The organism is Rhizobium sp. CB3090 (genome assembly GCF_029714285.1).
Lineage (GTDB): Bacteria > Pseudomonadota > Alphaproteobacteria > Rhizobiales > Rhizobiaceae > Rhizobium.
Genome location: NZ_CP121663.1, coordinates 365,908 through 389,411 on the forward strand (window position 1 = coordinate 365,908; position 23,504 = coordinate 389,411).

Annotated in this window: 23 protein-coding genes and 1 pseudogene; 11 read left to right on the forward strand and 13 right to left on the reverse strand. The window is 58.8% G+C overall.

Annotated elements, in window-relative coordinates; all coding sequences use genetic code 11:
• The first annotated feature begins 26 nt into the window (after positions 1 to 26).
• Positions 27 to 605: a TRAP transporter small permease gene (locus QA646_RS20430; protein WP_283060084.1), complete on the forward strand. Its 579-nt coding sequence runs from the start codon at positions 27 to 29 to the stop codon at positions 603 to 605.
• Positions 596 to 1,876, forward strand: coding sequence for a TRAP transporter large permease (locus QA646_RS20435; protein ID WP_283060085.1), 1,281 nt, complete (start codon positions 596 to 598; stop codon positions 1,874 to 1,876). Before QA646_RS20430 ends, QA646_RS20435 begins: the two co-directional genes overlap by 10 nt.
• Before the next feature lie 84 nt (positions 1,877 to 1,960).
• Here QA646_RS20435 and QA646_RS20440 read toward each other — a convergent pair whose 3' ends face one another.
• Positions 1,961 to 4,705: a glycosyltransferase family 39 protein gene (locus QA646_RS20440; protein ID WP_283060086.1), complete on the reverse strand. Its 2,745-nt coding sequence runs from the start codon at positions 4,703 to 4,705 to the stop codon at positions 1,961 to 1,963.
• Positions 4,706 to 5,158: 453 nt separating this feature from the next.
• Between QA646_RS20440 and QA646_RS20445 the strand changes: the two genes are divergently transcribed.
• The 4 genes from QA646_RS20445 to QA646_RS20460 all read left to right on the forward strand — a co-directional run bounded on the left by QA646_RS20445 (position 5,159) and on the right by QA646_RS20460 (position 8,931).
• On the forward strand, positions 5,159 to 6,223 hold the full coding sequence (locus QA646_RS20445) for a glycosyltransferase family 2 protein (RefSeq protein ID WP_283060087.1): 1,065 nt from the start codon (positions 5,159 to 5,161) through the stop codon (positions 6,221 to 6,223).
• An 89-nt stretch (positions 6,224 to 6,312) separates the two neighbouring features.
• Positions 6,313 to 7,593, forward strand: coding sequence for a DUF763 domain-containing protein (locus QA646_RS20450; protein ID WP_283060088.1), 1,281 nt, complete (start codon positions 6,313 to 6,315; stop codon positions 7,591 to 7,593).
• Positions 7,594 to 7,667: 74 nt separating this feature from the next.
• Positions 7,668 to 7,883 carry a hypothetical protein gene (locus QA646_RS20455; RefSeq protein WP_283060089.1) on the forward strand — a complete coding sequence of 72 codons (216 nt, stop codon included), beginning with the start codon at positions 7,668 to 7,670 and terminating at the stop codon, positions 7,881 to 7,883.
• Between the two features lie 109 nt (positions 7,884 to 7,992).
• Positions 7,993 to 8,931: an NADP-dependent oxidoreductase gene (locus QA646_RS20460; RefSeq protein ID WP_283060090.1), complete on the forward strand. Its 939-nt coding sequence runs from the start codon at positions 7,993 to 7,995 to the stop codon at positions 8,929 to 8,931.
• Between the two features lie 69 nt (positions 8,932 to 9,000).
• Here QA646_RS20460 and QA646_RS20465 read toward each other — a convergent pair whose 3' ends face one another.
• Positions 9,001 to 9,393 (reverse strand): GFA family protein, encoded by a 393-nt coding sequence (locus QA646_RS20465; RefSeq protein WP_283060512.1) that lies wholly within the window; start codon positions 9,391 to 9,393, stop codon positions 9,001 to 9,003.
• A gap of 175 nt (positions 9,394 to 9,568) precedes the next feature.
• Here QA646_RS20465 and QA646_RS20470 point away from each other — a divergent pair, with 175 nt between their 5' ends.
• Positions 9,569 to 10,159 (forward strand): isochorismatase family cysteine hydrolase, encoded by a 591-nt coding sequence (locus QA646_RS20470; RefSeq protein ID WP_283060091.1) that lies wholly within the window; start codon positions 9,569 to 9,571, stop codon positions 10,157 to 10,159.
• Positions 10,160 to 10,210: 51 nt separating this feature from the next.
• Here the strand turns inward: QA646_RS20470 and QA646_RS20475 are convergent, their stop codons facing one another.
• Positions 10,211 to 12,547 carry a glucose/quinate/shikimate family membrane-bound PQQ-dependent dehydrogenase gene (locus QA646_RS20475; RefSeq protein ID WP_283060092.1) on the reverse strand — a complete coding sequence of 779 codons (2,337 nt, stop codon included), beginning with the start codon at positions 12,545 to 12,547 and terminating at the stop codon, positions 10,211 to 10,213.
• A 369-nt stretch (positions 12,548 to 12,916) separates the two neighbouring features.
• On the opposite strand from QA646_RS20475, the gene QA646_RS20480 reads away from it, so the two are divergent.
• Positions 12,917 to 13,108, forward strand: a complete 192-nt coding sequence (locus QA646_RS20480; RefSeq protein WP_283060093.1) for a hypothetical protein — start codon at positions 12,917 to 12,919, stop codon at positions 13,106 to 13,108.
• 31 nt (positions 13,109 to 13,139) lie between these two features.
• Here QA646_RS20480 and QA646_RS20485 read toward each other — a convergent pair.
• Positions 13,140 to 13,232: pseudogene (locus QA646_RS20485) on the reverse strand (esterase); the annotation flags it as partial.
• Positions 13,204 to 14,187, reverse strand: coding sequence for an acetylxylan esterase (locus QA646_RS20490; protein WP_283060094.1), 984 nt, complete (start codon positions 14,185 to 14,187; stop codon positions 13,204 to 13,206). The gene QA646_RS20490 and the pseudogene QA646_RS20485, both read right to left, overlap by 29 nt.
• Before the next feature lie 305 nt (positions 14,188 to 14,492).
• On the opposite strand from QA646_RS20490, the gene QA646_RS20495 reads away from it, so the two are divergent.
• On the forward strand, positions 14,493 to 14,807 hold the full coding sequence (locus QA646_RS20495) for a co-chaperone GroES (RefSeq protein ID WP_283060095.1): 315 nt from the start codon (positions 14,493 to 14,495) through the stop codon (positions 14,805 to 14,807).
• Positions 14,808 to 14,862: 55 nt separating this feature from the next.
• The gene (gene groL / locus QA646_RS20500; RefSeq protein WP_283060096.1) at positions 14,863 to 16,491 is read left to right on the forward strand and encodes a chaperonin GroEL; all 1,629 of its coding nucleotides are present in this window, start codon (positions 14,863 to 14,865) and stop codon (positions 16,489 to 16,491) included.
• Between the two features lie 102 nt (positions 16,492 to 16,593).
• Here groL and QA646_RS20505 read toward each other — a convergent pair whose 3' ends face one another.
• The 8 genes from QA646_RS20505 to QA646_RS20540 all read right to left on the reverse strand — a co-directional run bounded on the left by QA646_RS20505 (position 16,594) and on the right by QA646_RS20540 (position 22,762).
• A complete protein-coding gene (locus QA646_RS20505) occupies positions 16,594 to 16,767 on the reverse strand; it encodes a hypothetical protein (protein WP_283060097.1) in 174 nt (57 codons plus the stop codon).
• Positions 16,768 to 16,911: 144 nt separating this feature from the next.
• Positions 16,912 to 17,244 carry a cytochrome C oxidase subunit IV family protein gene (locus tag QA646_RS20510; RefSeq protein ID WP_283060098.1) on the reverse strand — a complete coding sequence of 111 codons (333 nt, stop codon included), beginning with the start codon at positions 17,242 to 17,244 and terminating at the stop codon, positions 16,912 to 16,914.
• A gap of 10 nt (positions 17,245 to 17,254) precedes the next feature.
• Positions 17,255 to 17,977 (reverse strand): heme-copper oxidase subunit III family protein, encoded by a 723-nt coding sequence (locus QA646_RS20515; RefSeq protein WP_283060099.1) that lies wholly within the window; start codon positions 17,975 to 17,977, stop codon positions 17,255 to 17,257.
• Positions 17,978 to 17,989: 12 nt separating this feature from the next.
• Positions 17,990 to 18,694, reverse strand: coding sequence for a cytochrome c oxidase subunit 3 (locus tag QA646_RS20520; protein WP_283060100.1), 705 nt, complete (start codon positions 18,692 to 18,694; stop codon positions 17,990 to 17,992).
• Entirely contained in the window at positions 18,691 to 20,469 is a 1,779-nt protein-coding gene (locus QA646_RS20525) for a cbb3-type cytochrome c oxidase subunit I (RefSeq protein ID WP_283060101.1), read from the reverse strand. Before QA646_RS20525 ends, QA646_RS20520 begins: the two co-directional genes overlap by 4 nt.
• A 56-nt stretch (positions 20,470 to 20,525) precedes the next feature.
• Entirely contained in the window at positions 20,526 to 21,341 is an 816-nt protein-coding gene (locus QA646_RS20530) for a cytochrome c oxidase subunit II (RefSeq protein WP_283060102.1), read from the reverse strand.
• Between the two features lie 231 nt (positions 21,342 to 21,572).
• Positions 21,573 to 21,959, reverse strand: coding sequence for a cytochrome c family protein (locus QA646_RS20535; protein WP_283060103.1), 387 nt, complete (start codon positions 21,957 to 21,959; stop codon positions 21,573 to 21,575).
• 500 nt (positions 21,960 to 22,459) lie between these two features.
• The gene (locus tag QA646_RS20540) at positions 22,460 to 22,762 is read right to left on the reverse strand and encodes a hypothetical protein (RefSeq protein ID WP_283060104.1); all 303 of its coding nucleotides are present in this window, start codon (positions 22,760 to 22,762) and stop codon (positions 22,460 to 22,462) included.
• 256 nt (positions 22,763 to 23,018) lie between these two features.
• On the opposite strand from QA646_RS20540, the gene QA646_RS20545 reads away from it, so the two are divergent.
• Complete coding sequence (locus QA646_RS20545) at positions 23,019 to 23,468, forward strand: ester cyclase (protein ID WP_283060105.1); 450 nt, start codon at positions 23,019 to 23,021, stop codon at positions 23,466 to 23,468.
• The last annotated feature ends 36 nt before the right edge of the window (positions 23,469 to 23,504 follow it).

Consider the following 23,504-nt stretch of genomic DNA (forward strand, 5'->3'; position numbering starts at 1 on the left):
AAATGATCAATCCGAGGAGACAAGCAATGGGCGCGCATATGCATGCACTGCCGGTAGATCTCACCGCGCGTTCGCAAGCGGTCCGTACCACCACCAACACAACCGGCATGCTCGGCGTCTATTTCGCCTTTCATGCGTGGCTCTCGCGCATCTGCCTTATGATTGCGATCGTCGGGACAATTCTGATTGTCGCAGCCGTCCTCTATCAAATCTTCGGGCGCTACGTGCTCAACGACTCCCCAGCCTGGACCGAGATATTCGCGCTCGTGGTCATTCTCTACGTCACTTGCCTCGCGGCAGCAGTCGGCGTTCGCGACGGACGTCATATCGGCATGGACTCGCTCCTGAATTTTGCGCCCGAGGGTGTTCGTCTGGCGGCCGAGATCGTCGTTTATCTCGGCATGGTCGTCTTTGGTCTGTCGATGGCCTGGAGCGGCGGCGAACTCAGCATCGAGATGGCGCCTTACATCAATCCCGGCCTGCCGATTTCGCAGGCGTGGAGCTATGTGCCGCTTGCGGCCGGCGGCGTGCTCATCGCGCTCTTCGCCGTCGAGCGGATCGTTGCCGCCGTCCTGAAAATCAAGGTTATCCCCTCATGGCATTGATCATTCTCTGCTCAGTCTTCGTTGGCGGGCTGGTGCTCGGCATGCCGGTCATCTTCGCCATCGGCCTGTCGTCGATCGCCACCGTGCTCTACGAAGGGCTGCCGCTCGCGGTCGTCTTCCAGCGCATGGCGTCCGGCATGGGCACCTTCTCTTTCCTCACCATTCCGTTCTTCATCTTCACCGGCGAGCTGATGATGTATGGCGGCATCGCCGATAGGATCATCCGCAGCTCCAAGGCGATGGTCGGCCATGTGCGCGGCGGTCTCGGCATGACCAATGTCGTTGCCTGCACCATGTTCGGCGGTGTCTCCGGTTCGCCGGTCGCCGATGTCTCGGCCATGGGCTCGGCTCTGATCCCCCTGATGAAAAAGGAAGGGATCCATGCGGATTATGCGGTCAACGTCACCACCTATTCCTCGCTCGTCGGCGCGCTGATGCCGACCAGCCACAATATGATCATCTATTCGCTGGCTGCCGGTGGTCTGGTGTCGATGAATGCCTTGATCATGGCGGGCGCTATTCCTGCAATGATCCTGACGGTTGCCAATGTGTTGACCGCCTATTTCGTCGCGCGCACGCGCGGCTACAGCCGTGGCGAGTTTCCGGGTTGGATCGAGGTCTGGCGCAGTCTCGCGGCCGCGGTTCCCGGCCTTTTCATCATCGTCATCATCGTCGGCGGCATTCTGTCCGGCGTCTTCACCGCGGCGGAAGCGGGCGCCGTTGCCGTCCTCTATGCTCTGCTGCTGACGATCTTCGTCTATCGCAGCCTGTCCTTCGAAAACTTTTTGAAAGCGGTGGCGAAGGCTACCAAGACCACGGGTGTCGTGCTGCTGTTGATCGGCATTTCGACGATGTTCGGTTATCTGATGAGCATTTACGGCGTCGCCGACATGGTGGGCGAAGCGCTCAGCCATGTCAGCACGCAGCCATGGGTGATTTTCATCCTGGTCAATATAGCGCTGTTCATCTTCGGCATATTCCTCGACATGGCCGCACATATTCTGGTGTGCACGCCGATCTTCCTGCCGATCGTCACGCAATACGGCATGGACCCGGTTCAGTTCGGCATCATCGTGCTTTTGAATTCGACCATCGGCCTCAACACCCCGCCGGTCGGTGCGGCCTTCTATCTCGGCTGTGCTATCGGCGAGGTGCCGGTCAGCAAGGTAATCCGCTCGATCTGGCCGTTCATGGTCGCGCTCTGGACCACGCTCATGATCGTCACCCTCATCCCGGAAACCTCCATGTTTATCCAGGACCTCTTCCGGTAGGCCGGGAGGTTGCTCTCAGGGTGTGCTTATCAGGCCAGGGTCAGTCGCCCTGGCCTGCACTTTTTTGCCTGGGTTCGCGCCGGCTCACTGCCCATGGCATGATATTCCTGCGGTTTGGGCTGTAGGCGGAAGACAACTGCGAAGATCATATCCGATCCTGTAGAAGAAGCTGCCCACAGGCTCTCCATGCTTCGTCACCTGTTGCTCTTTGATTTCCGTTATTCGGGAAAACAGCGGATCAAGAGAAGCCCGTTCCAGGTCGCCTCGCTTCAGTCCGAAGAGAATGACGTTGCGCCCCTGCAGGTCGGCGGGTTTGAACCAGTAGCCATACATCAAGCTATCTTGGCCGAGAGCGCCCCGTCCCACGGACGTCTGAACCGCATCGTCGTCGGCGCGATTGTAGAAAGCGATCTCGCTTGCCACGAAATACTTGTCCATTCCGGCCAACAGTACCTGCTTACCCGTTTCCTGCTCGACGTTATGTTCGATCAATTCGGTTTGGCGACCGAATTCCTGCCAGGCGACAGGCAGTGTCCGGATATTGCCGAAATGACCGACCATCGGAAATCCGAGGACGAGATAATGCAGACCAAGTCCGTAGATGACGAGCGTGGTCATTACGGTCGGAACCCATAGCCGCCGCAGCAGGCCGTCGAACCTCGATACGCTGCTGCCGGCCGCGACGATGGTGGCCGAGATCGACGGCAGAAGGGCAAGCCAGAGCGGTCCCGTCCAGTTCAGCTTAACCTCGTGAAACAGGCTGAATGCGACGAAGACCAGCAGGGGAATGATCGTAAAGACCTTGATGAAAAGAGATCGGCGGGCAGCCTCCGAGTCCGTCTTCACCGCAAACGTCACGCTGTTTCTGGTCACCAGCGCGGCTATCGCGGCCACCAATCCCAATGGTGTCAGCAGGATTGCGACGCTGGTGATCAGGGAGGGAAGCGAGAAGGTCGTCGTGCCTTCCAGGCGATCCGCGCTCTGGAAAGCGAACGAAGCCCAGTGATGCGTCGCGTTCCAGTAGATCACCGGCGAGAAAAGCACCGCAGCGAACACGGCGGCAAGATAAGGTTGCGGTCGCAGCAGCCAACGTCGCGCCCTGGCATCAAGAAGAACGAAGATCAGCGTGGCGGGTCCGAGGAGCGCGATCGTATATTTGGAGAGCATTCCAAGGCCGACACACAGGCCGACGCCCCACCAGGCCCGACGCTTTCCCGCTATCAGGGTGCGCTCGAGGAAATAGAGCGTTCCTGCCCAAGCAGCGGTCAGGGGTACGTCCGGCATCATCATGAAGCCGGTGGAGAAGAAAAACGGCAGGATGGCGACCAGCAACACGCTGACCAATGCGGCCGACTTGCCGAATAGATTGCGCGAGAACCGGAAAGCGAAGAAGCAGGTCACGATCCAGGCGAGATAGGCGCCGATGCGAACGCCAAATCCCGTGTCGCCAAACAGGCTCGTTCCGGCCCATATCAGCCAGGCGACCATCGGTGGATGATCCAGATATCCGATGTCGAGATGCTGCGCGTAATTCCAATAGTAAGTTTCCTCGGGCACGAGATCGACAAGCCCAAGGAAGACCAGTCGCAAAGCGAGGACGTAGCCCAGTACGCCGATCGCCGCCACCCGCCATCGCACGTCAGCGGGCATGCGCGGGCGGTCATATGGGAATACGAAGAAGGCATTGCCGAGATAGTTGACGATGGCCGCCGCCCCGACGCCCAGGATGATGGCGGCCTGGGGAGGCCATCCGAGCAGGTCGACGGCACCGGCCAGCACGCCGCCCCGCAAGGCGAAAGCAAGCAGGCAGATGGTCATGAAGCGGATGTAACGCCTCCAATCCCGTTCGCGATGCCGTGGTCCGTCGCTTGCAAACGCCCATCTGGAGTTGAGGACGTAATTGGAGATCGTCGCGACGGCGAAGCTGACGAGATGGGCGGTCACCAAGCCGAACCCCGTCCCGAAGAGAATCTGGAAGATCAGCAAGTCGATGGCGAGGCCAATGAGGCCGACGCCTGCAAAACGCGTCGCGTTTCCAAAGGAAACTGCGCCTCCGGCAAGGACCATCAGACGGCGGGCATAGTCTATCATCTGCCCCCATCCGATCTTCGTTTGCCCATGCACTCGATCGCGAAAGATGATCGGGATCTCGGTCAGCCGAAGCGTATCACCGCCTTCGGCAATGATTTCGAGACCGATCTTGAAGCCGATTGCGGTCGGATCGATCGTCAAAAGCCGCTCCTTGCGCACGGCAAAGAACCCGGACATCGGATCCCGCATATCGGTCAAGGGCCACGCCAAGGCGCCGCCGAGGCGGGAGAGGAGCCGGCGCGAGCGAGGCCAATCGGGCGTAGCGCCACCCGGCACATAGCGGCTTCCGACCACCATGTCGCTGGTTCCGTCGATGATAGGCCGAACAAGATTGCGGATCTCCTCCGGCGGATGGCTGAGATCGGCATCCATGACCACCACGATCTCGCTGCGGGCATATTTCGCTGCCCAGAGCACGTCTCCGGCCAAGCCTCCTTTGCCGCCCGCGGAAATGAGCCTGACGGGTGCCTTGCCTTCCCATGCCCGGACGCGTTCGATCGTGCCGTCGGTCGATCCGCCGTCGGCGATCAAAACCTCCAGCACGATGTCGCCACCCGACTGCGAAAGCAGAGAAGACAGCAGGATATCGACATTGTCGGTCTCGTTGAGAGTTGGAACGACGACCGAAATGGATTCCTGATGCTTCACTGCATTGTGAGGGGCAACGTCGAGCTCGGATACGAGAGCTTCGCCGGCCGACTTCTGTGACCGGTCCGAAATATTGCGCGAATAGTTCACAGGCTTACAGACGATGACAAAGCGCCGAAGCGCAGGGACGCTAGAACAGCCGTAGATGGGCATAATGGGAGCTGAGTGCCCGAATAATAAGTTTGTGTCTGCACTTGCTTCATGAGAAATCGCTTCCTGTTCCGATGGGGCGCGACTATCGGCAATGACGCTGACAGCCACCTGAAGACCTTTTTTAGTCTTTGCTGAAGCGGAAGGACATGAGACGCGCCGGGCATTCCGTCGAGGTGTTCGGATGCCATAGTCATTCAAAAGCCATAAAGCTGAGGAGGCTCGCGACGGTACAGACAGATCAAATCTATCTTCGCGACCCATCGGCCAGCATGTCTGTGACGGCAGCTTTTCAGCTTTGAAGAGCTGTGCTCGCCGGAATTGGGTTTTAATCCACAGGACCTGAATGAGTAGGTTCGCCGCGACCAAAGCAAATTTGCGAGGTTCAATGCGATGCACTCCATCCCAGATCGTGCTTTAGTTTCCATTATCATCTCGAACTACAACTACGCTCGCTTTCTGCCGCGCTGCATCGACAGCGCGTTGGAGCAAAGTTACGACAATACTGAAGTCATCGTCGTCGACGATGCGTCGACCGATGACACGGCCGATATTGTTGCTTCATACGGGTCTCGAATTGGGACCTGCCTGAGAGAGAAGAACGGCGGGCATGCAGCGGCGTTCAATACCGGTTTTGCGGCGAGCCGCGGTGAGATCGTCCTTTTTCTCGATGCCGACGATTACCTTTACCCGAACGCCATATCCGAGATTGTCGAGGCCTGGGAAGACGATGCTGTCCAGATGCAGTTCAGATTGCATATCGTCGATGAAGACATGCAGGTAAAGGATGTGTTCCCGCCGCCGGAACTCCCGTTCGACTCCGGTGACGTTACCCCGAAACTGCTGCAGAGGGGACGGTATCAGACGACCGTTACCAGCGGCCTGGCTTTCAAGCGCTCGGCTCTGGAGGTGGTCATGCCTGTTCCGGAGACGGCTTTCCGGCAGGGCGCCGATGGCTATCTGGTCACCGTAGCGCCCCTTCATGGAAAGGTGACGTCGATCGAATCCTGCCTTGGAGCCTACCGCATCCATGGTGCCAATCACTCCGTCTTTGCGGAGAAACTTGGTCAGCGCGCGCGCTGGCGAATGAAACATGACTTCCATCGTATCGATGCCTTGTCGGATCAGGCAGCCGAAATCGGCCTGAGGGTGCCTGAGGATGTCAATCTCCACGATCCGGTTCATTTGGAAGAGCGACTGGCGTCACTGACCATGGATAAATCCCGACATCCTATGATCAGCGATTCCAGATTTGCACTCGGTACGGCCGGCGCTGTCGCGAGCTTGGAAATGAACGCATCGCTCCGACGGCGTGCGGTGCTGGCGGCATGGTTTCTTTCCGTCGGCGTCCTTCCCGGCCGCATGGCGAGGGCGATTTTGTCGTGGAAACTCGTCGCCTCCTCCCGGCCCGCCTTCCTGTTGCGGCTTTCGAGGACTATTCGCAATGCCATCGGATAGGGTCCAGACTGCCTGAGAGCAAATCGGTGCGTGGCGTAATCCGGTCGACCGTATTACATTGCGTCCGATCTGAGACGGAGACTCTGAACTTGGCGCAAAGAGCTGGCAACGCAGACCTTCCCCTGCATGGAGGGCGGGTGCCGAAATGGCTCGGCGACCGAATGACGCGTTTGGGCGCCGTGATTACCGAGGCGGTCGTTCAGCATTATGGGCGCGACGAACTCTTGCGGCGGCTGGCGAGCCCTTTCTGGTTCCAATCCTTCGGTGCCGTCATGGGCATGGATTGGCATTCCTCGGGCATTACGACCAGCGTGCTTGGCGCGTTGAAACGTGGTCTGACGCCGCTCTCCGGCGAACTTGGAATCCATGTCTGCGGCGGCCGCGGCGCTCAGTCGCGCAAGACGCCGGATGAACTTTCAGCCATCGGCAATCGCGTCGGTATCGACGGCGCTGCGCTCGCGGCGACGAGCCGGCTGGTCGCCAAGGTGGACAGCGCTGCCCTGCAGGATGGCTTCGATCTCTATCTGCATGGTTTTATCGTGACGGACGATGGCAAGTGGGTCGTCGTTCAGCAGGGGATGAACGGCGATCGGCGGCAGGCACGGCGCTATCATTGGCTGTCCGAAGGGCTGACAAGCTTTCTCGATTCCCCGCATGCGGCCATCGAGGGAAGAGACCAGGGCCGGATCGTCAATCTCGCCGATCGGCGCGCCGACCGGTCGCGCGCAGGTCAGCTCGATCTGCTGTCATCGTTAGGGCCGGACAGGATCGTGCGCGAAGTCGCAGCACTGGAAACGGAGCCCAAGGCCGTCGCTGAAGACCAGGCACAACCCATGCTGCCGCATCTGATCATGCCGGCTCATCATGATGTTCGCGAAACCGATGTGAATATGCGGCGACTGCACGGAAACCTGGCGGCTGCCGCCGATCGCGGGCCGGTCGATTTTGAGGACCTGTTGCTTACGCCCGGCGTCGGGGCAAGAACGGTCAAGGCGCTGGCAATGGTTGCCGAGGTCGTGCATGGCGCTCCCTACCGCTTCTCCGATCCCGCCCGGTTTTCGCTGGCGCATGGCGGCAAGGATCGCCACCCTTTCCCGGTGCCGCTGAAAGTCTACGACGAGACCATCAACGTGATGAAATCGGCGGTGCGCAAAGGGCGGCTTGGCCGTGACGAGGAGTTGCAGGCGCTGAAGCGCCTGGATGATCAGTCCCGCATTCTCGAGCGATATGTCACCGGCCCTGATCTCAAGGAGATCGTTGCCGGCGAATTCGACAGGTCCGCTTTTTATGGCGGACGCAGCGTGTTCGGCTGGGAGCCTCCTGCCCACCCCGACGAGATCGAAAGACCCCGGCAGCCATCGAAAGGCTGAGAGGGCTTCTGCGCCAAAGGGAACATAATCCCAGCTCGATTGTTGACGTCCATATGATCGGCGCAAGGAGCAGGATGATGATGACGAATGCTGCGAAAGAACTGGCGACAGAATATTTGCGGTTGGGCGGCCATCGTCTGCTGGTGATGGACGACAACCTCTTGTCGACGAATAGCTGGGAGCCGGACCCGCCGGAAGCGGAAAGCTTTTGGAACGAGCGTATCGAGACGCTGAGCCTCAGACGCCGCAACGAGGTCATGTCCTTCCTGCCATCAATCAACGCCGTCTGATCCGAGCCGGCCTATCGGCAATCCCTGAAAATGTTCAGCGTCCGCACAGGGCAGCGAAAGCCGATTGCGACCGGCGGGATTTCATTCTCAAACCGCGAGGAGAGAAACGATGAGCGTCATGAAAGCTGTGCGCATCCATTCATTTGGCGGTCCGGAAGTCCTTCGCCTCGAAGAAATCGAACGTCCTGAGCCCAAGATCGACGAAATCCTGATCCGGGTCGAGGCTGCCAGCGTCAATCCTGTAGACTGGAAGATGCGTGAAGGAAACTATCCGGCCGTTCAGAACGAGGATTTGCCTTACGTGCTCGGTCGAGACGTCTGCGGAACGGTCGAGAAGGTAGGCGAAGGGGTCGCCGCGTTTCGGTCCGGCGACGCGGTCTATGCTTTTCTCAATCCAAGGCACGGCGGTTACGAACAATTCGTCATCGCCAGGCCTGAGGAAATAGCGCCGAAGCCGCGTTCGTTGAATCCGGTGCAGGCTGCCGCAATTCCGCTGGCGGGCATTACCGCATGGCAGGGCATGTTCGATCATGGCGGACTTCAGGCTGGCCAGCGCGTCCTCATCCATGGCGGTGCGGGCGGCGTCGGTCACTTGGCCGTTCAATTTGCGAAGGCGAAAGGCGCCTGGGTCGCGACGACGGTTTCCGGCGCCGACCTGGATTTCGCGCGCTCACTCGGGGCTGACAAAATCATCGACTACAAAAGCGAGCGCTTCGAGGAGGCGATACAGCCGGTGGACATGGTGTTCGATCTCGTGGCCGGCGAAACCCAGGATCGCTCATTCGACGTGATAAGGACGGGCGGCATCCTCGTTTCGACGTTGGCCCAGCCCGACAAGAACCGTGCGGACGAGCTCGGGATACGCGCCGTTCGCTACACGGCGCAGCCGAACGGCCTGCAGCTTGCAGAAATTGGCCGTCTCATCGACGACGGAAAGGTGTGCGTGGAGGTTCGCCGCGTTTATCCGCTTGAGCAGGCGCGCGCGGCACAAGAGGCGATCATGAACGAACACAGCCGCGGCAAGATCGTCTTGCGCGTCGAGCATTAAGGCACGCGTCAATCTCCTGGAGATCCGCGCCCTTATGATATGCGCAGCAGTTGTTCATGACCTTTTTCGTTAAAGTACAGGCTGATCGGCTGGTCGGTCCTGATCATATTGCTCCGCGCCCGGCAAAGGCCTCAGCCAGGGTTCGCGTCGTTTTACCCAAAGTTCGTAGGTTGGAACCATATCGGTCGGTGCGGAATCGAGGCATCCGAACTTGATCTCGGCCTCGACGTCATTAGTTGCAAAAACGTGCGACCCACAATGAGGGCAGAAGCTCCGGCCTTCGTAGACGGCTGTCTCGCCCGTCGTCGAGAAAGCCTCGGCCTCCCAGATCCCGAAAAAAGTAAAGGCCGAACCGCTTTCTTGACGGCAGTCGGTGCAATGGCAGATACCGACGCGTTTCGGTTCACCGCTGACGGAATAGCGAACCCTTCCGCAGCGGCATGATCCATGTCGCAATGTCATTTCTAAAGCCTCCGTACCCATTAATTGCCGGCAAGATAAGCGCAACCTGACGTCCCGGACGAACCGGAAACACGCGACATGTGAGAAATGTTCCCCATATTGACAGCCTCATCCGGCCGGCCGTTCAGGAACTTGCCGTTGTTGCGATTGTTATGGCTGAAAACTGGAGGAGCAGATGAAGGCGCTTGGCAGTTGGCGGCATATATGTGTGGACATGCAACGCATGTTTGCGGAAGAGACGCCGTGGTTCGTTCCTTGGATGGACCGCATTCTCCCTCGGATCACGGAAGTGAGCGGGACATACCCAGAGCGCACGATCTTTACTCGGTTCCTGCCGCCTCGCACGGCCGATGAGTTATGGGGTGAATGGCGAGACTATTACAAGAAGTGGTGGATGATGACGGGCGAGCATCTGCCTTCGGAGATGGTAGAGCTCGTCCAGCCGCTCGCGGATCTCGTACCCCCGGCACGGGTGTTCGACAAACGGGTCTATTCGCCCTGGATCGGTGGCCGGTTTCATGCTGCGCTCGTGGATGAAAAGGTCACGACCCTTGTGGTCAGTGGTGGCGAGACCGATGTCTGCGTGCTTGCGACGACGCTGGGTGCCATCGATCTCGGCTACAGGATCGTATTGCTCAAGGATGCGGTTTGCAGTGGCGCCGATGAAACGCACGACGCCTCGCTCGAGCTGCTCAACGACCGTTTCTCAGTCCAGCTCGACCTCAGTACCACGGAGGAGTTCCTCAGCGTCGCCATGCGTACATAGGCCTGCTTCCGCCATAGCGGAAGCAGTGCACGTTCACACCTCCGATTTGGCTTAAGGCAAGCGGTAGGCAATGACATAGTCGCCGGGCTTGGTACCGACCGAGCCGTGGCCGCCGGCTACAATGACGACATATTGCTTGTTGTCACCGGCCGTATAGGTCATCGGCGTCGCCTGGCCACCCGCCGGCAGACGGGCTTCCCAAAGCTGCCGACCGCTGGTGACATCATAAGCGCGCAGGTAGTCGTCGACGGCCGCGCCGAGGAAGGCAATGCCGCCTTTGGTTATGATCGGTCCTCCGATCCCCGGAACGCCCACCTTGAAGGGCAGAGGCAGCGGCGTCATGTCATGCACTGTGCCGTTCTTGTGTTTGTAAGCGATCTTGCCGCTCCTGAGATCGACGCCGGCGACGTAACCCCATGGCGGTGCTTGGCAGGGAATCCCGAGCGGTCCGAGAAACGGCCCCATGTAGACGCCGTATGGCGCACCATCGTTTCTATTCAGGCCTTGCTCGCTGCCCTTCTGGTCCTGACCTCTTGGCGGAACCTCTGCGCGGGGCACGAGCTTGGACGTGAAGGCGAGATACGTCGGCATGCCGAACATGATCTGGCGCTCCGGATCGACGGCGACGCTGCCCCAGTTGAAGGTACCGAAATTGCCAGGATAGATGATCGATCCCCGTAGCGATGGCGGCGTGTAACGGCCCTCATATTTGTACCGATGGAATGCGATGCGACAGGCGAGCTGATCGAAGAGCGTCACCCCCCACATGTCCTTTTCCCGCAGCGGCGGGGGCGAGAAGGTCAGATCCGAAATGGGCTGCGTCGGAGCAGTGTGATCTTCGGGAATGGCACCGCCGGGTGCGGGTATCTCCTTGAATGGAATGAGCGGCGCGCCGGTGCGCCGGTCGAGCACATAAATATCGCCCTGTTTGGTCGAAGCGACAAGCGCGGGCACCACTGTGCCATCGGATTTCGTCATATCGAAAAGCACCGGCTGGGCCGGAACATCCATGTCCCAGAGATCATGGTGGACGAATTGCTGCACCCATTTGAGCTGGCCGGTATTGATGTCCAACGCAACGACGGAAGAGGAGAACCGCTCGACATTTGCGCTTCGGCCCATACCGAGCTGATCGGGGACCTGATTGCCGAGCGGAATATAGACCATGCCGAGGGCCTGATCTACGCTGAATACCGACCAGCTATTGGGCGAGTTGGTGGTGTAGGTCTGCCCAGCCGGCAAGGGATTGGTTTGATCGGGATTGCCGGAGTCCCAGTTCCATATCAGCGCGCCGGTCTTGATATCGAAGGCGCGGATGACGCCGGATTGCTCTTGGGTGGAATAATTGTCGTTGACGGCCCCGCCGACAATCAGCTTGTTCGCAACGGCAACAGGAGGCGAGGTCGAGTAGTAGTAACCGGCCGGGTTATACTTCATGCCAGTCTCAAGATGGAGCATACCCTGATTGGCAAAGCTCGTGCATATCTTGCCATTGGCGGCATCGAGCGCGATCAGGCGCGCGTCCGACGTGGGCAGATAGACGCGGTCAGCGCAAGGTGCTCCGGCGGTTGCCGCCGGGTCATGATAGTAGGTGACGCCGCGGCATGTCTGATGTTGCCGATCAGGGTTCATTCCGGAGTTGGAGTCGAATTTCCATTTCTCCTTGCCCGTCTGCGCATCGAGCGCGATCGCCAGATTGTGCGGCGTGCACAGGTAGAGAGTGTCGCCGACTTTGAGCGGAGTCACCTGATAGGTTGTCTCGCCGATATCGTCCGGGCGCTTCACGTCACCGGTTTGATATCGCCAGACTTCCTTCAGATTGCCGACGTTCTGGACATTGATCTGATCGAGCGGCGAGTAGCGCTGACCGAACGGTGTCCGGCCGTATTGATGCCATTCGCCATTCGGTACATCGCCGCCCATCGGCGCATTAGCCGTAACCGTCGTCGGCAGATCGCCGGAACGATCGTGCGGATCGGTGGTCATCGAATAGATCGCCACTAGGATGGAGACGATCAATGGCACGGCAAGCGGCCAGGGATTTGCCGCGTAGTCGGTGCCGGTCGGGCTGCGGAAACCAAGCGGACGTCTGATCCAGGGCGTGAGCAGCCAGAGCCCGATCAGGATGATGATGCCACCGCGCGGACCAAGCTGCCACCAATCGAAGCCGACCTCCCATATGGCCCAGAGGAGTGCGACGATCACGAGAAAGGCGTAGAGCCAAAGGGCAGCCGCTTTGCGCGTCAACAGCAATATCGCAGTGGCGATAAACATGATGCCGGCGAAGAGATAGAAGAAGCTGCCGCCAAGCAGGACAAGCCATAGTCCGCCGCCGCCAAGGAATAACCCGATAATCGCCAGAAGTGCGGATGTTATAAGAACGGCCATGGTCTACTCCAGTATCTGTTCGCCGCTGGCAATTGATCGAGCGCATGCGACAGCGCCGATCACGATCTCCCCGGATTACGGCCGGCGTAGCTGAAACTCGTCAGAGTAAGGATTGGAACGATATCGATTGGGGTCGCCGATTTGGATCGATCCATGGAGACCTCCAAAACAAAATCGTGAGTTGAAACGTGGGGCTGGGCGAAATGTTCCCGGCAAAGCGAGCCGCCGCGGTGGGGCTTGGCGTCGCAGGCTGAGAATGATCGGATCACCCGAATTGATTAACGAACGTAGTTAATTTTTTAATAATTTTGTGTTTACTCATGGAACTAAGCGCGGGACTAATCGTTTCCGCGGCGCACCGGAGGAAACATGATGAATTTCAAAATCGTCACCGCTCAGTCCGAAGTGGAAACCGAAGACACCGGAACCTATCCGGATGGGATGATGGAGCGCGATCGTACTGACTTTTCCTCAAGTCGGGAAATCCGTAACCGCAGATCTCATGAGCGCGATTATGGTGCTGGCAAAAAGCTTGCGCCCATTCCGGTCGGCTTCGTGTAAGCCGGCCGCTTCTTGATGCCTTAACTGAAAGCATCAAGACGTTGGCGCCGGCATGACAAGGCACCAACAGCTTTGTCTCTCCATGCAGAAGTTGGCTATACCAGCGCAGGTATTCCTGGTTCACGGCACCTAAAAAATCGTTCGACTTTTTCGCGAAGCACCGCATTTTGTTCGGTGCTGCCAACATAGTCGAAATGGCCGGCGTCCAGGATGAAGATTTCGTTAAACTTTGCCAGCGCGTTCGCCACGGCGAACTGGCAGGGCGGCGCTACCGCAGGATCGAAGAGGGCTGCAGCGACGAGCATCGGCACCTTGATGTGGGTGGCCGCGTTCGCGGCATCGAACAGGCGCAAGGTTTCAAGCACGCTTGCATGCGTCTTCTGGTATTCCTGGACGGATTGCGCGCTGCCGATCGTCGGCAAACTCAGCCATAGCGACCGGTGCCCAAAGGTCGGCACGACAAGGTGCCCGCGATCGATCCGGTTGTCGAAAGGGATCGCCAGCGCCCCGATGCCGCCGCCGAAGCTGATGCCGCTATAGCCGATATGTCCCGCAAGCCAGGGATAGACGGAAACAAGAGTCGAGACGGCGAGCCAAAGATCGTCGACGCAGCCGCCGATAATATAGGAAGCGGGTTTTTCGATACCGTAAAGCACATGTCCGCCGGGATCGGCCGGAATAGGTGGATGAGCGCTGAGGGATAGGCCGCGAGAGCAGGGAAACAGTATGGCCGTGTCTTTCACCGGCAAATCGAAGTCGGGCTGATCCCGCCCGCCATAACCGTGGCCTACGACGAGACCGCGCCGCACAGCCCCAGTGCGGGGAAGAAGCAGCCAGCCGCGGATATTGAACGCGCCGGTCGATGTGTAGGTGATGTCGAGAACATGCCAGTCGGGATGCCGGATTTGGCTGCGGCGGAGTTTCGGCTGGGGATCGACCGCGATCGCGCGCCGGTACCGCTCGGTCCAAAAAACATCGAAACCAGAGACCTCATCGGGCGGCTCGATTGCCAGAAGCTGCTCAAGCTGCATACCATAGGTTGGATCGAAGGCGAAGGGATGTGTCTTTGGAACGCTCATCTGATGCTTGTCCCGTGAAAGGATCGGCGACGCAAGACCGGAACGTCCGTCATGCCGACAAAACAGCGTCATCCGCGGCGGCCCTTGGGCTGCGAAGCATCGGGCCATTGAATCGCATCCATGGTTCTTTCGACCGTATTGGCAGTCGGAGGTGTAGAGTGCTAAAATTCGCTCATGTCCTTGAAAACGTGGTTTCCGGAACCAGATCAAATTTCGCCGGAGGCCGGAGGGCTTCGGCACCTATCCGGGCGTCGTCCGGTCCGGTCAGGGGACATTGATCATCATCGTTTGCCATGGAGGAGAACATGACGTTCCGACCGCTTCACGATCGCATTCTCGTTCGCCGCGTCGAGTCCGAAGAAAAGACCAAGGGCGGCATCATTATTCCCGATACCGCCAAGGAGAAGCCGCAGGAGGGCGAAGTCATTGCCGTCGGTGCCGGCGCACGCAATGAGGCCGGACCAATCCAGCCGCTCGATGTCAAGGCGGGCGACCGCATCCTTTTCGGGAAATGGTCCGGCACCGAGATCAAGATCGACAATGAAGATCTGCTGATCATGAAGGAAAGCGACGTCCTGGGCATTATCGAGGTCCAGGCGGCAGACGAGAGGGCTGCCTGAGCCGTCTTTTTTCTAGCATCAATCAAAACTGCGCTGCCTATGGAGGAGTAAAAAAATGGCTGCCAAAGAAGTCAAATTCCACACCGATGCTCGTGATCGCATGATGAAGGGGGTGGATATTCTCGCCAATGCGGTGAAGGTGACGCTCGGGCCGAAGGGCCGTAACGTCGTGATCGACAAGTCCTTCGGCGCTCCGCGCATCACCAAGGACGGCGTCACCGTCGCCAAGGAAGTCGAGCTGGAGGACAAGTTCGAAAACATGGGCGCACAAATGCTGCGTGAAGTCGCCTCCAGAACCAGCGATATCGCCGGCGACGGGACCACGACTGCAACCGTGCTTGCCCAGGCCATCGTTCGCGAAGGCGCTAAAGCGGTCGCCTCAGGCATGAACCCGATGGATCTGAAGCGCGGCATCGACCTTGCCGTCGACGCCGTCGTCAAGGAACTGAAAACCAACGCTCGCAAGATATCCAACAATTCCGAAATCGTTCAGGTCGGCACCATCTCTGCCAATGGTGATCCGGAAATCGGACGCTATCTCGCCCAGGCAATGGAAAGGGTCGGCAACGAAGGCGTCATCACGGTCGAAGAAGCCAAGACCGCCGACACCGAACTCGAAGTCGTCGAGGGCATGCAGTTCGACCGCGGTTATCTCAGCCCCTACTTCGTAACCAATCCGGACAAGATGCGGGCGGAACTGGAAGACCCTTATATCCTGATCCACGAGAAGAAGCTCTCCAACCTGCAAGCCATGCTGCCGATCCTGGAAGCTGTTGTGCAATCGAGCAACCCGCTTCTGATCATTGCCGAAGACGTCGAAGGCGAAGCTCTCGCAACGCTCGTCGTCAACAAGCTGCGCGGTGGCCTCAAGATCGCTGCCGTCAAGGCTCCGGGCTTCGGCGATCGCCGCAAGGCCATGCTGGAAGACATCGCCGTCCTGACGGGCGGCACTGTCATTTCCGAAGATCTCGGCATCAAACTGGAAAGCGTCACGCTCAATATGCTCGGCCGCTCCAAAAAGGTGATGATCGAGAAGGAGAATACCACCATTATCGATGGAGCGGGATCGAAGGGCGAGATCGATGGGCGTGTCACGCAGATCCGTGCTCAGATCGAAGAAACCACCTCCGACTACGACCGCGAAAAGCTGCAGGAACGTCTTGCCAAGCTCGCTGGCGGCGTTGCCGTCATCCGCGTCGGCGGCTCGACGGAAGTCGAAGTGAAGGAAAGAAAGGACCGCGTCGATGATGCGCTGCATGCGACACGCGCCGCCGTCGAGGAAGGTATCCTGCCGGGCGGTGGTGTGGCGCTGCTGCGTGCCGTCAAATCGCTCGACGGCCTCAAGGCCGAAAACGACGATCAGCGCGTCGGTGTCGAGATCGTCCGCCGGGCGATCGAAGCGCCTGTCCGCCAGATTGCCGAGAATTCCGGCGCCGAGGGGTCCATCGTCGTCGGCAAGCTGCGCGAAAATGCCGATTTTTCATTCGGCTGGAACGCTCAGACCAACGAATATGGCGATCTCTACGCCATGGGTGTGATCGACCCCGCCAAGGTCGTGCGCACGGCGCTGCAGGACGCTGCCTCCATTGCTGGACTATTGGTGACGACGGAAGCGATGATCGCCGAAAAGCCGAAGAAGGAAACCGCGCCAGCCTTGCCTCCCGGCGCCGGGATGGACTTCTAAGCATTGTTATGGTGGCTCGCCCGGAAGGGCGGGCCATTGTCGGCGCGGATTGGGAGGAGGTTCGAATAACCGTCAGGTAGTTGGGGCCTAACTTAAATGGAGCTAGTTGGTTCCATCGTTTTTGCGCGCTTTGGCGCTGTCATTGCTGGATGACGAGATTGTTTTGCCGTCGGGCTGCTGGCCGAAATAGGTTCCGCCGAGATGGCCGCCGGCGCTGGTGTTCTTTACTTGTCGTTCGGCTCGCTTCTGGAGCTTATGAACGTCGCTTTTGCTCATTTCCGTCTCCGTTGTTCAAGTCGTACACTTGAACAACTGGCCCGGACAAGATGGGTTCCCCGGATTTTTGAGATCGAATCTTCACGCTAAGGTGAGCCAACCTTCGAAAGTCGGCTGGTATCGGCAATATGGCCGCCTCGTCTCCTATTGGTCGCCGCCGAAAAAGGCCAGCCGGGTGAGCGCGGTATAGTGCGATTCCGACACCATCAGCGCGACGAAGACAAGCACCAGGACTGGCGGAACCAAGATGGCGTAGATCAAGGCCAGCCGTTCCCAGGCCATGTGCATGAAAACGGCGACGATCAGCCCCGCCTTCAGGATCATGAACAGCAGGATCAGAAACCATCTGAGATTGCCCTGGATGCCGAGATAGTCGACGAGATAGGAAAAGGTGCTGAGGACGAAAAGCAGCCCCCACACTACCATGTACAGTCTTATCGGATGCTGCTGTCCGGAATGCGCCTGCGTCTGTGCCATGATGCCATCCTCACCACAGATAGAAGAATGCAAAGATGAATACCCAGACGAGATCGACGAAGTGCCAATAAAGCCCCATGATCTCGACGATTTCATAGTGGCCCTTGCGGCTGGTGAAAAAACCCCGTCTTCCGTGATCGAAATCGCCCCGCAATACTTTGCGCGCCGTGATCAGAAGAAAAATGACGCCGATCGAGACGTGGGTGCCGTGAAAGCCCGTGATCATGAAAAAGGACGAGCCGAACTGCGCCGCACCCCATGGGTTTCCCCAGGGACGGACCCCTTCCATGATCAGTTTGGTCCATTCGAATGCCTGCATTCCGACGAATGTCGCGCCAAGAACCGCCGTCGCCAACATCAGCGCTGCCGTCTTGCGGCGGTCGTGCCGGTATCCGAAGTTGACGGCCATGGCCATCGTGCCGCTGCTGCTGATGAGGACGAAGGTCATGATGGCGATCAGGATCAGCGGAATGTCCTGGCCTCCGATCCTTAGGGCGAAGACCTCGCTGGTATTGGGCCAGGGGACGTTGGTCGACATGCGCGCCGTCATATAGGCCAGCAGGAAACAGCCGAAAATGAAGGTATCGCTCAAGAGGAATATCCACATCATCGCCTTGCCCCAGGAGACGTTCTTGAACGCCCGCTGGTCCGATGACAGATCGGCCGCGACGCCGCGCAATCCCGCCGGCCGCAGAAGTGGATCGTGTACCGGTCTTTCTATGGATTCGGTCATCGTCGAAGCTCCTCAGGTGACCAATTGACGGCAGAGATCGGCAAAACTATTGGCCCAGCCGGCGAAGAGCGCAAAAAGGACCAGCCAGACAACGAGCATGAAATGCCAGTAGATGGCGCAGAGATCGACGCTCAGGCGGATTCTCGCCTGTCCGAGATTGGCTTGGGCACGGATTGTCGTTCGCCCGAGCACGAAAAGCCCGCCCAGAATATGCAGGCCGTGCAGCCCGGTGATCATGTAGAAGAAGCTGTTCGATGGATTGTCGGCGAGCACATAGCCCGCCGCAACCAATTGCCGCCATGCCAAGACCTGCCCGACAAGGAAGAGAACGGCGAGCACCAATGCCACGGCAAGAGCAGTGTTCAGCATCTCGCTGCGGTCAAGCCGTGCTTCGGTTTTCGCCCATTGCAGCGCGACGCTGCTGGCCGCAAGGGCGGCGGTATTCACCCAAAGCAATCGCGGGATCGGGATGCTCCACCAATCGGAGCTGCCGAGGCGTGTCAGATAGGCGCTGATGAGGAGCGTGAACAAGGCGCCGACGACGGCGAGAAAGATGCCGAGACCGACCTTTGCCGTTGTCTCCGACGATCCCCGCATCTCCGGCGCATCGCCCGCCACTGCCGTTTCCAGCCAGGGTTTCGAGGTCAGCCGCTGCCGCGCCATCCACCAGGCGACGATGCAGGCAATCCCTGCCATGAAAATGAGAATGGCGCTCATGACGAAGCCCTTTCGGACAATCGGCTCGGCGCTGGTTCGTTCTGCGGCAGGAAGTCCTGATCTGCTCCGGGCACACTGTAGTCATACGGCCAGCGGTAGACGATCGGCAGCTCCTTGCCCCAATTCCCGTGTGCAGGTGGTGTTTGCGGCGTCTGCCATTCCAACGTCGTTGCCCGCCATGGATTGCCACCCGCCTGCCTGCCCCAGCGAAGGCTCCAAGCGAGATTGAACAGGAACAGAATCTGCGCAGCGCCGACGATCAGGGCGGCGACGGTGATGAACATGTTCAGCGTGTGTGCCGACGGCGGAATGAAGGCCGTTTCGCCGAGCTCGTAATATCGGCGCGGCACGCCCATCAGTCCGAGATAGTGCATTGGGAAGAAGATCGCGTAGGCACCGAGGAAGGTGATCCAGAAGTGGATATGGCCCATCGTCACGTTCAGCATGCGCCCGGTGACTTTCGGATACCAATGGTGGATTGCCCCGAAGATCACCAGGATCGGCGCGACCCCCATCACCATATGGAAATGGGCAACGACGAACATGGTGTCTGAGAGCGGCACGTCGACGACGACATTGCCGAGAAAGAGGCCGGTCAGCCCGCCATTGATGAATGTGACGATAAAGGCCAGGGCAAACAGCATCGGCAATGTCAGATGGATATCGCCGTGCCAGAGCGTCAGCACCCAGTTATAGACCTTGATCGCCGTCGGAATGGCGATGATCAAGGTTGTCGTTGCGAAAAAGAACCCGAAGTTCGGGTTCATGCCGCTGACATACATATGATGCGCCCATACGACGAAGCTCAGCGCGGCAATGATGACGATCGCCCAGACCATCATCCGGTAGCCGAAGATGTTCTTGCGCGCATGCGTGCTGATCAGATCCGAGACGATGCCGAAGGCCGGAAGTGCGACAATATAGACTTCGGGGTGGCCGAAGAACCAGAACAGATGCTGGAACAGGATGGGGCTGCCGCCCCCTTGCTGCAACTGCTGGCCCATCTCGACGATCGCTGGCATGAAGAAGCTCGTGCCGAGCAGGCGGTCGAACAACATCATGACGGCAGCGACGAAGAGCGCCGGGAAGGCGAGCAGCGCCATGACGGTTGCGGTGAAGATACCCCACACGGTCAGGGGCATTCGCATCAGCGTCATGCCGCGAGTGCGTCCCTGCAGCACCGTCACGACATAGTTCAACCCGCCCATGGTAAAGCCGATGATGAACAGGATAAGCGACGACAGCATCAGAATGATGCCCCAGTCGCGTCCTCCCGGCGTACCCGACAGAAGAGCTTGCGGCGGATAGAGCGTCCAGCCGGCGCCTGTCGGTCCGCCAGGTGCGAAAAAGCCGGCGACCAGCACGATGACCGCAAGCAGATAGAGCCAGTAGCTCAGCATGTTCGCATAGGGAAACACCATATCGCGGGCGCCGACCATCAAGGGGATCAGATAATTGCCGAAGCCGCCGAGGAAGAGCGCCGTCAGCAGGTAGATGACCATGATCATGCCGTGCATAGTGATGAACTGGTAATAGTGGTCCGCGTCGATGAAGGAGAAATAGCCGGGAAAGCCGAGCTGCAGGCGCATTAGCCAGGACAACACCAGCGCCACCATGCCGATCGAAATGGCGGTCATAGAATACTGAATGGCGATGACCTTGGCATCCTGGCTAAAGACATATCTCGTCCACCAGCTTTTCGGATGATAAAGCTCCACATCCTCGACTTCAGCGGGCTGGATGACCTGCTCGGTGCCGGATCCAATGTCGACCATATTCCATCCTCCCTATTCCCTCCGATGCGGCCTTCCTCCTGAGGCTCCGGTCGCACTTACTTGGCCGCCGACTTTTCCGCAGACGCCAGCGATTTCGAGAAAGTCGGCTGCTGCTGCAGCCAGGCCTGATAATTGGCATCAGTATCGACGACGACCGTGCCGCGCATCTGCGGGTGGCCGACACCACATAGTTCCGCGCAGAGAACCTCGAAAGTTCCCGTCCGCGTCGGTGTGAACCAATAATAGGTGATCGTGCCGGGGATCATGTCCATCTTGGCCCGGAATTCCGGCACGTAGAAATCGTGCACGACATCGATGGAGCGCAGCAGCATTTTCACCGGCTTGCCGGCGGGTATATGCAGTTCGCCGCCTTCGACGACGACGTCATCCAAGCCCGCAGGATCATTCCTGTCCAAACCGAGGGGGTTATCCGGCGTAACATCGCGCGTATTTGCCCGTCCGAGCCGCCCGTCGGCCCCCGGAAGACGGAAACTCCATTGCCATTGCTGACTGACGACTTCGACCTGGCTGGCATCGGGCGGAACCGTGACGAACTGCTTCCACACGAACAGGCCCGGCGTGAGCATTGCTGCCACGCCGATTGCGGTTCCACCGGCAAGCCACCATTCCAACCGCTTGTTTTCGGGCTGGTATGCCGCCTGATTTCCGGCACGGTGCCTGAAACGGAAGACGCAATAGGCAATGAACAACACAACGGCCGTGAAGACGAAGCCGGTGATCCAGAACGTGATGGTAATGGTGTTGTCTATGTAGCTCCAATTGGAAGCAATCGGCGTCCACCACCAAGGGCTCAGCAGATGGAAAGCGATCGATCCCACCACCAGCAGAACGAGAATCAATACGACAGCCATCGTCTCCTCCCTGACTCGGCCGCGAACGTTTCCACAATCCCATCGCGAAACGTTTTAGTATTATCTCATGAACAAATCACACGGGCAATTGCGGCAAAAGTAGCGGTTCATCCCGACAAGCGCGGGGCATATCGACGCCGCCGACCGGATCGGTGGAGTCTGTCATTGAGCTGAACTCCCACCGATCCGGCCTGCGACATAGAAAGCAGCTCGTCCATATCAGACATCTCGCTATTTGGAGTATTGCTTCAGATAGGCGATCAGATTGGTAATTTCGGTATCGTCCTTCAGCCCAGTGAAGGTCATCTTCGTGCCTTTCACCTTTGCCTGGGGCGCATGCAAATAGTCGCGCAGCGTCGTCTCGTTCCACACGAGGCCATCCTTGCCTGCCTTTTGCATTGCCGGCGAATAGGCGAAATTCGGATGTGTTCCAGCCGTCCTGCCGAACAGGCCATGCAGTGAGGGGCCGACCTTGTTCTGGTCGGTTTCGGCGATATGACAGATGGCGCATTTCTTGAAGACGGCGGCGCCTGCGGTGGCGTCACCCTCCTGCCCGAGGGCGTCAAGCGGCAAAGCAATAGCGAAGAGCAAGCAGATCGGAAGAAAACGGTAAGACATGGCAATCCTCATTCTCTTCATCGCTATCCCAACCGGGGCGACCGTCATCTGACAGTTCGCAACGGCTTGGAGGATGATTCCACGGGAAATTTCCTTGCGAATTCAAAGCGTGCGGCTCGGATAGGCGGGGACAATCAATTTTCGATGCAAATACCAGGTCAAATGCCCGAGGATAGGCATGGCGACCGCAAGGCCGGCAAAGATCGGGATCGTGCCGATGATGAGCAGTGCTGCAACGATCGATCCCCGAAACGCGGCCGGCCATGACGTGAAACGCCGCCATAGTACCTCTTCTCCTCCACCACGGTCCCGGCTGGCAGTGAGAATACGCCCGGCAAATTTACCGACACGTCAAACCGCAACCGGTAGTCTAGTTTTATCAAATCTCTTTGCCTTTGTCGCCTATTCCTTAAATTAGATGTTCGTCATTTCTTGCGGGCGTTTGATGCGACGCAGCAAAAGCGAGCGCGGGGAAAATGCGTGCGGCTAGCTGCGCCCGGTCACGGGCGCAGATCGGTGCTGGAGCGGCAAACCCAAATCGCACAATTGCGCTTGTCCCTCGACGGCACAGAGCTTCCTTCACCGAAGCCGTTTCCAAGGCAGACGTCGGAATCGGCGACGGCACGATTATAGAGCAGATTACCCCGAGTTCCCGGATACTGCAGGATAACGACGCGGTGCGCACGAACGAAGGATTGGATCTCGGCGCACGACCTTGTAGTCGTCTGCAGCCGCTCGATCGCGGATACCGGAGAGGCGGCGAAAACCGCGAAGGCGGCAAGCACGGTGACGTGAGCTTTCATCTACGTTCTCCCTCTGTAGCCGGCGAACTTTCCCACCGATCCGGTCGGCCCGCACCCCGTTTCTTGCCTTCAAACCAAACCATCTCCTTTATGCGGCATCTGTCATCATCTGCGGCTGAAAGCGCACTGGTTCGCCGGACGGATTCGATTGCGCAGCAAGAACCGGAGTTTTGGCCCTGCCGGATCGGCCTATCCCTTTGCTCAGGTCGTCGATCGGGATCGATGATCCGCTGGATACATCAAGAAGGAAATCCACATGAGCAAAGAAGAAGACAACAAGGCTATCGTCGCGCGCTGGTTCACCGAATTCTGGGGTGAGACCTGCAACCTGTCCGTCGTCGCCGACCTCGCCGCGCCGGACATGCTGTTGAAATACTCGCTGCACGAGCCGCGTCGCGGCCATGACGATATCAGGGCTTTCATGATCGGCTTCCGCACGGCATTCCCGGACCTCAATTTCTGGGGCACTGCCGATCTCATTGCCGAAGGCGACTATGTCGTCGGGCAGTGGGAGGGCGGCGGTACGCATACCGGTCCGGCCTTTGCCGACTTTCTGGTCGGATCGCTGCCGGCTGCGACCGGTCGCAAGATGCGCTTCACCGGCACCACCATCCTGCGCATCGAGAATGGCAAGATCGCCGAGGAAATCGGCCTCGACGATGGCGTGACGGCGCTCACGCAGCTCGGCCTTATCAAGGCCGCGTGAAGGAAGGTCGCCGCCCATTATCCGGGCGGCGACCTT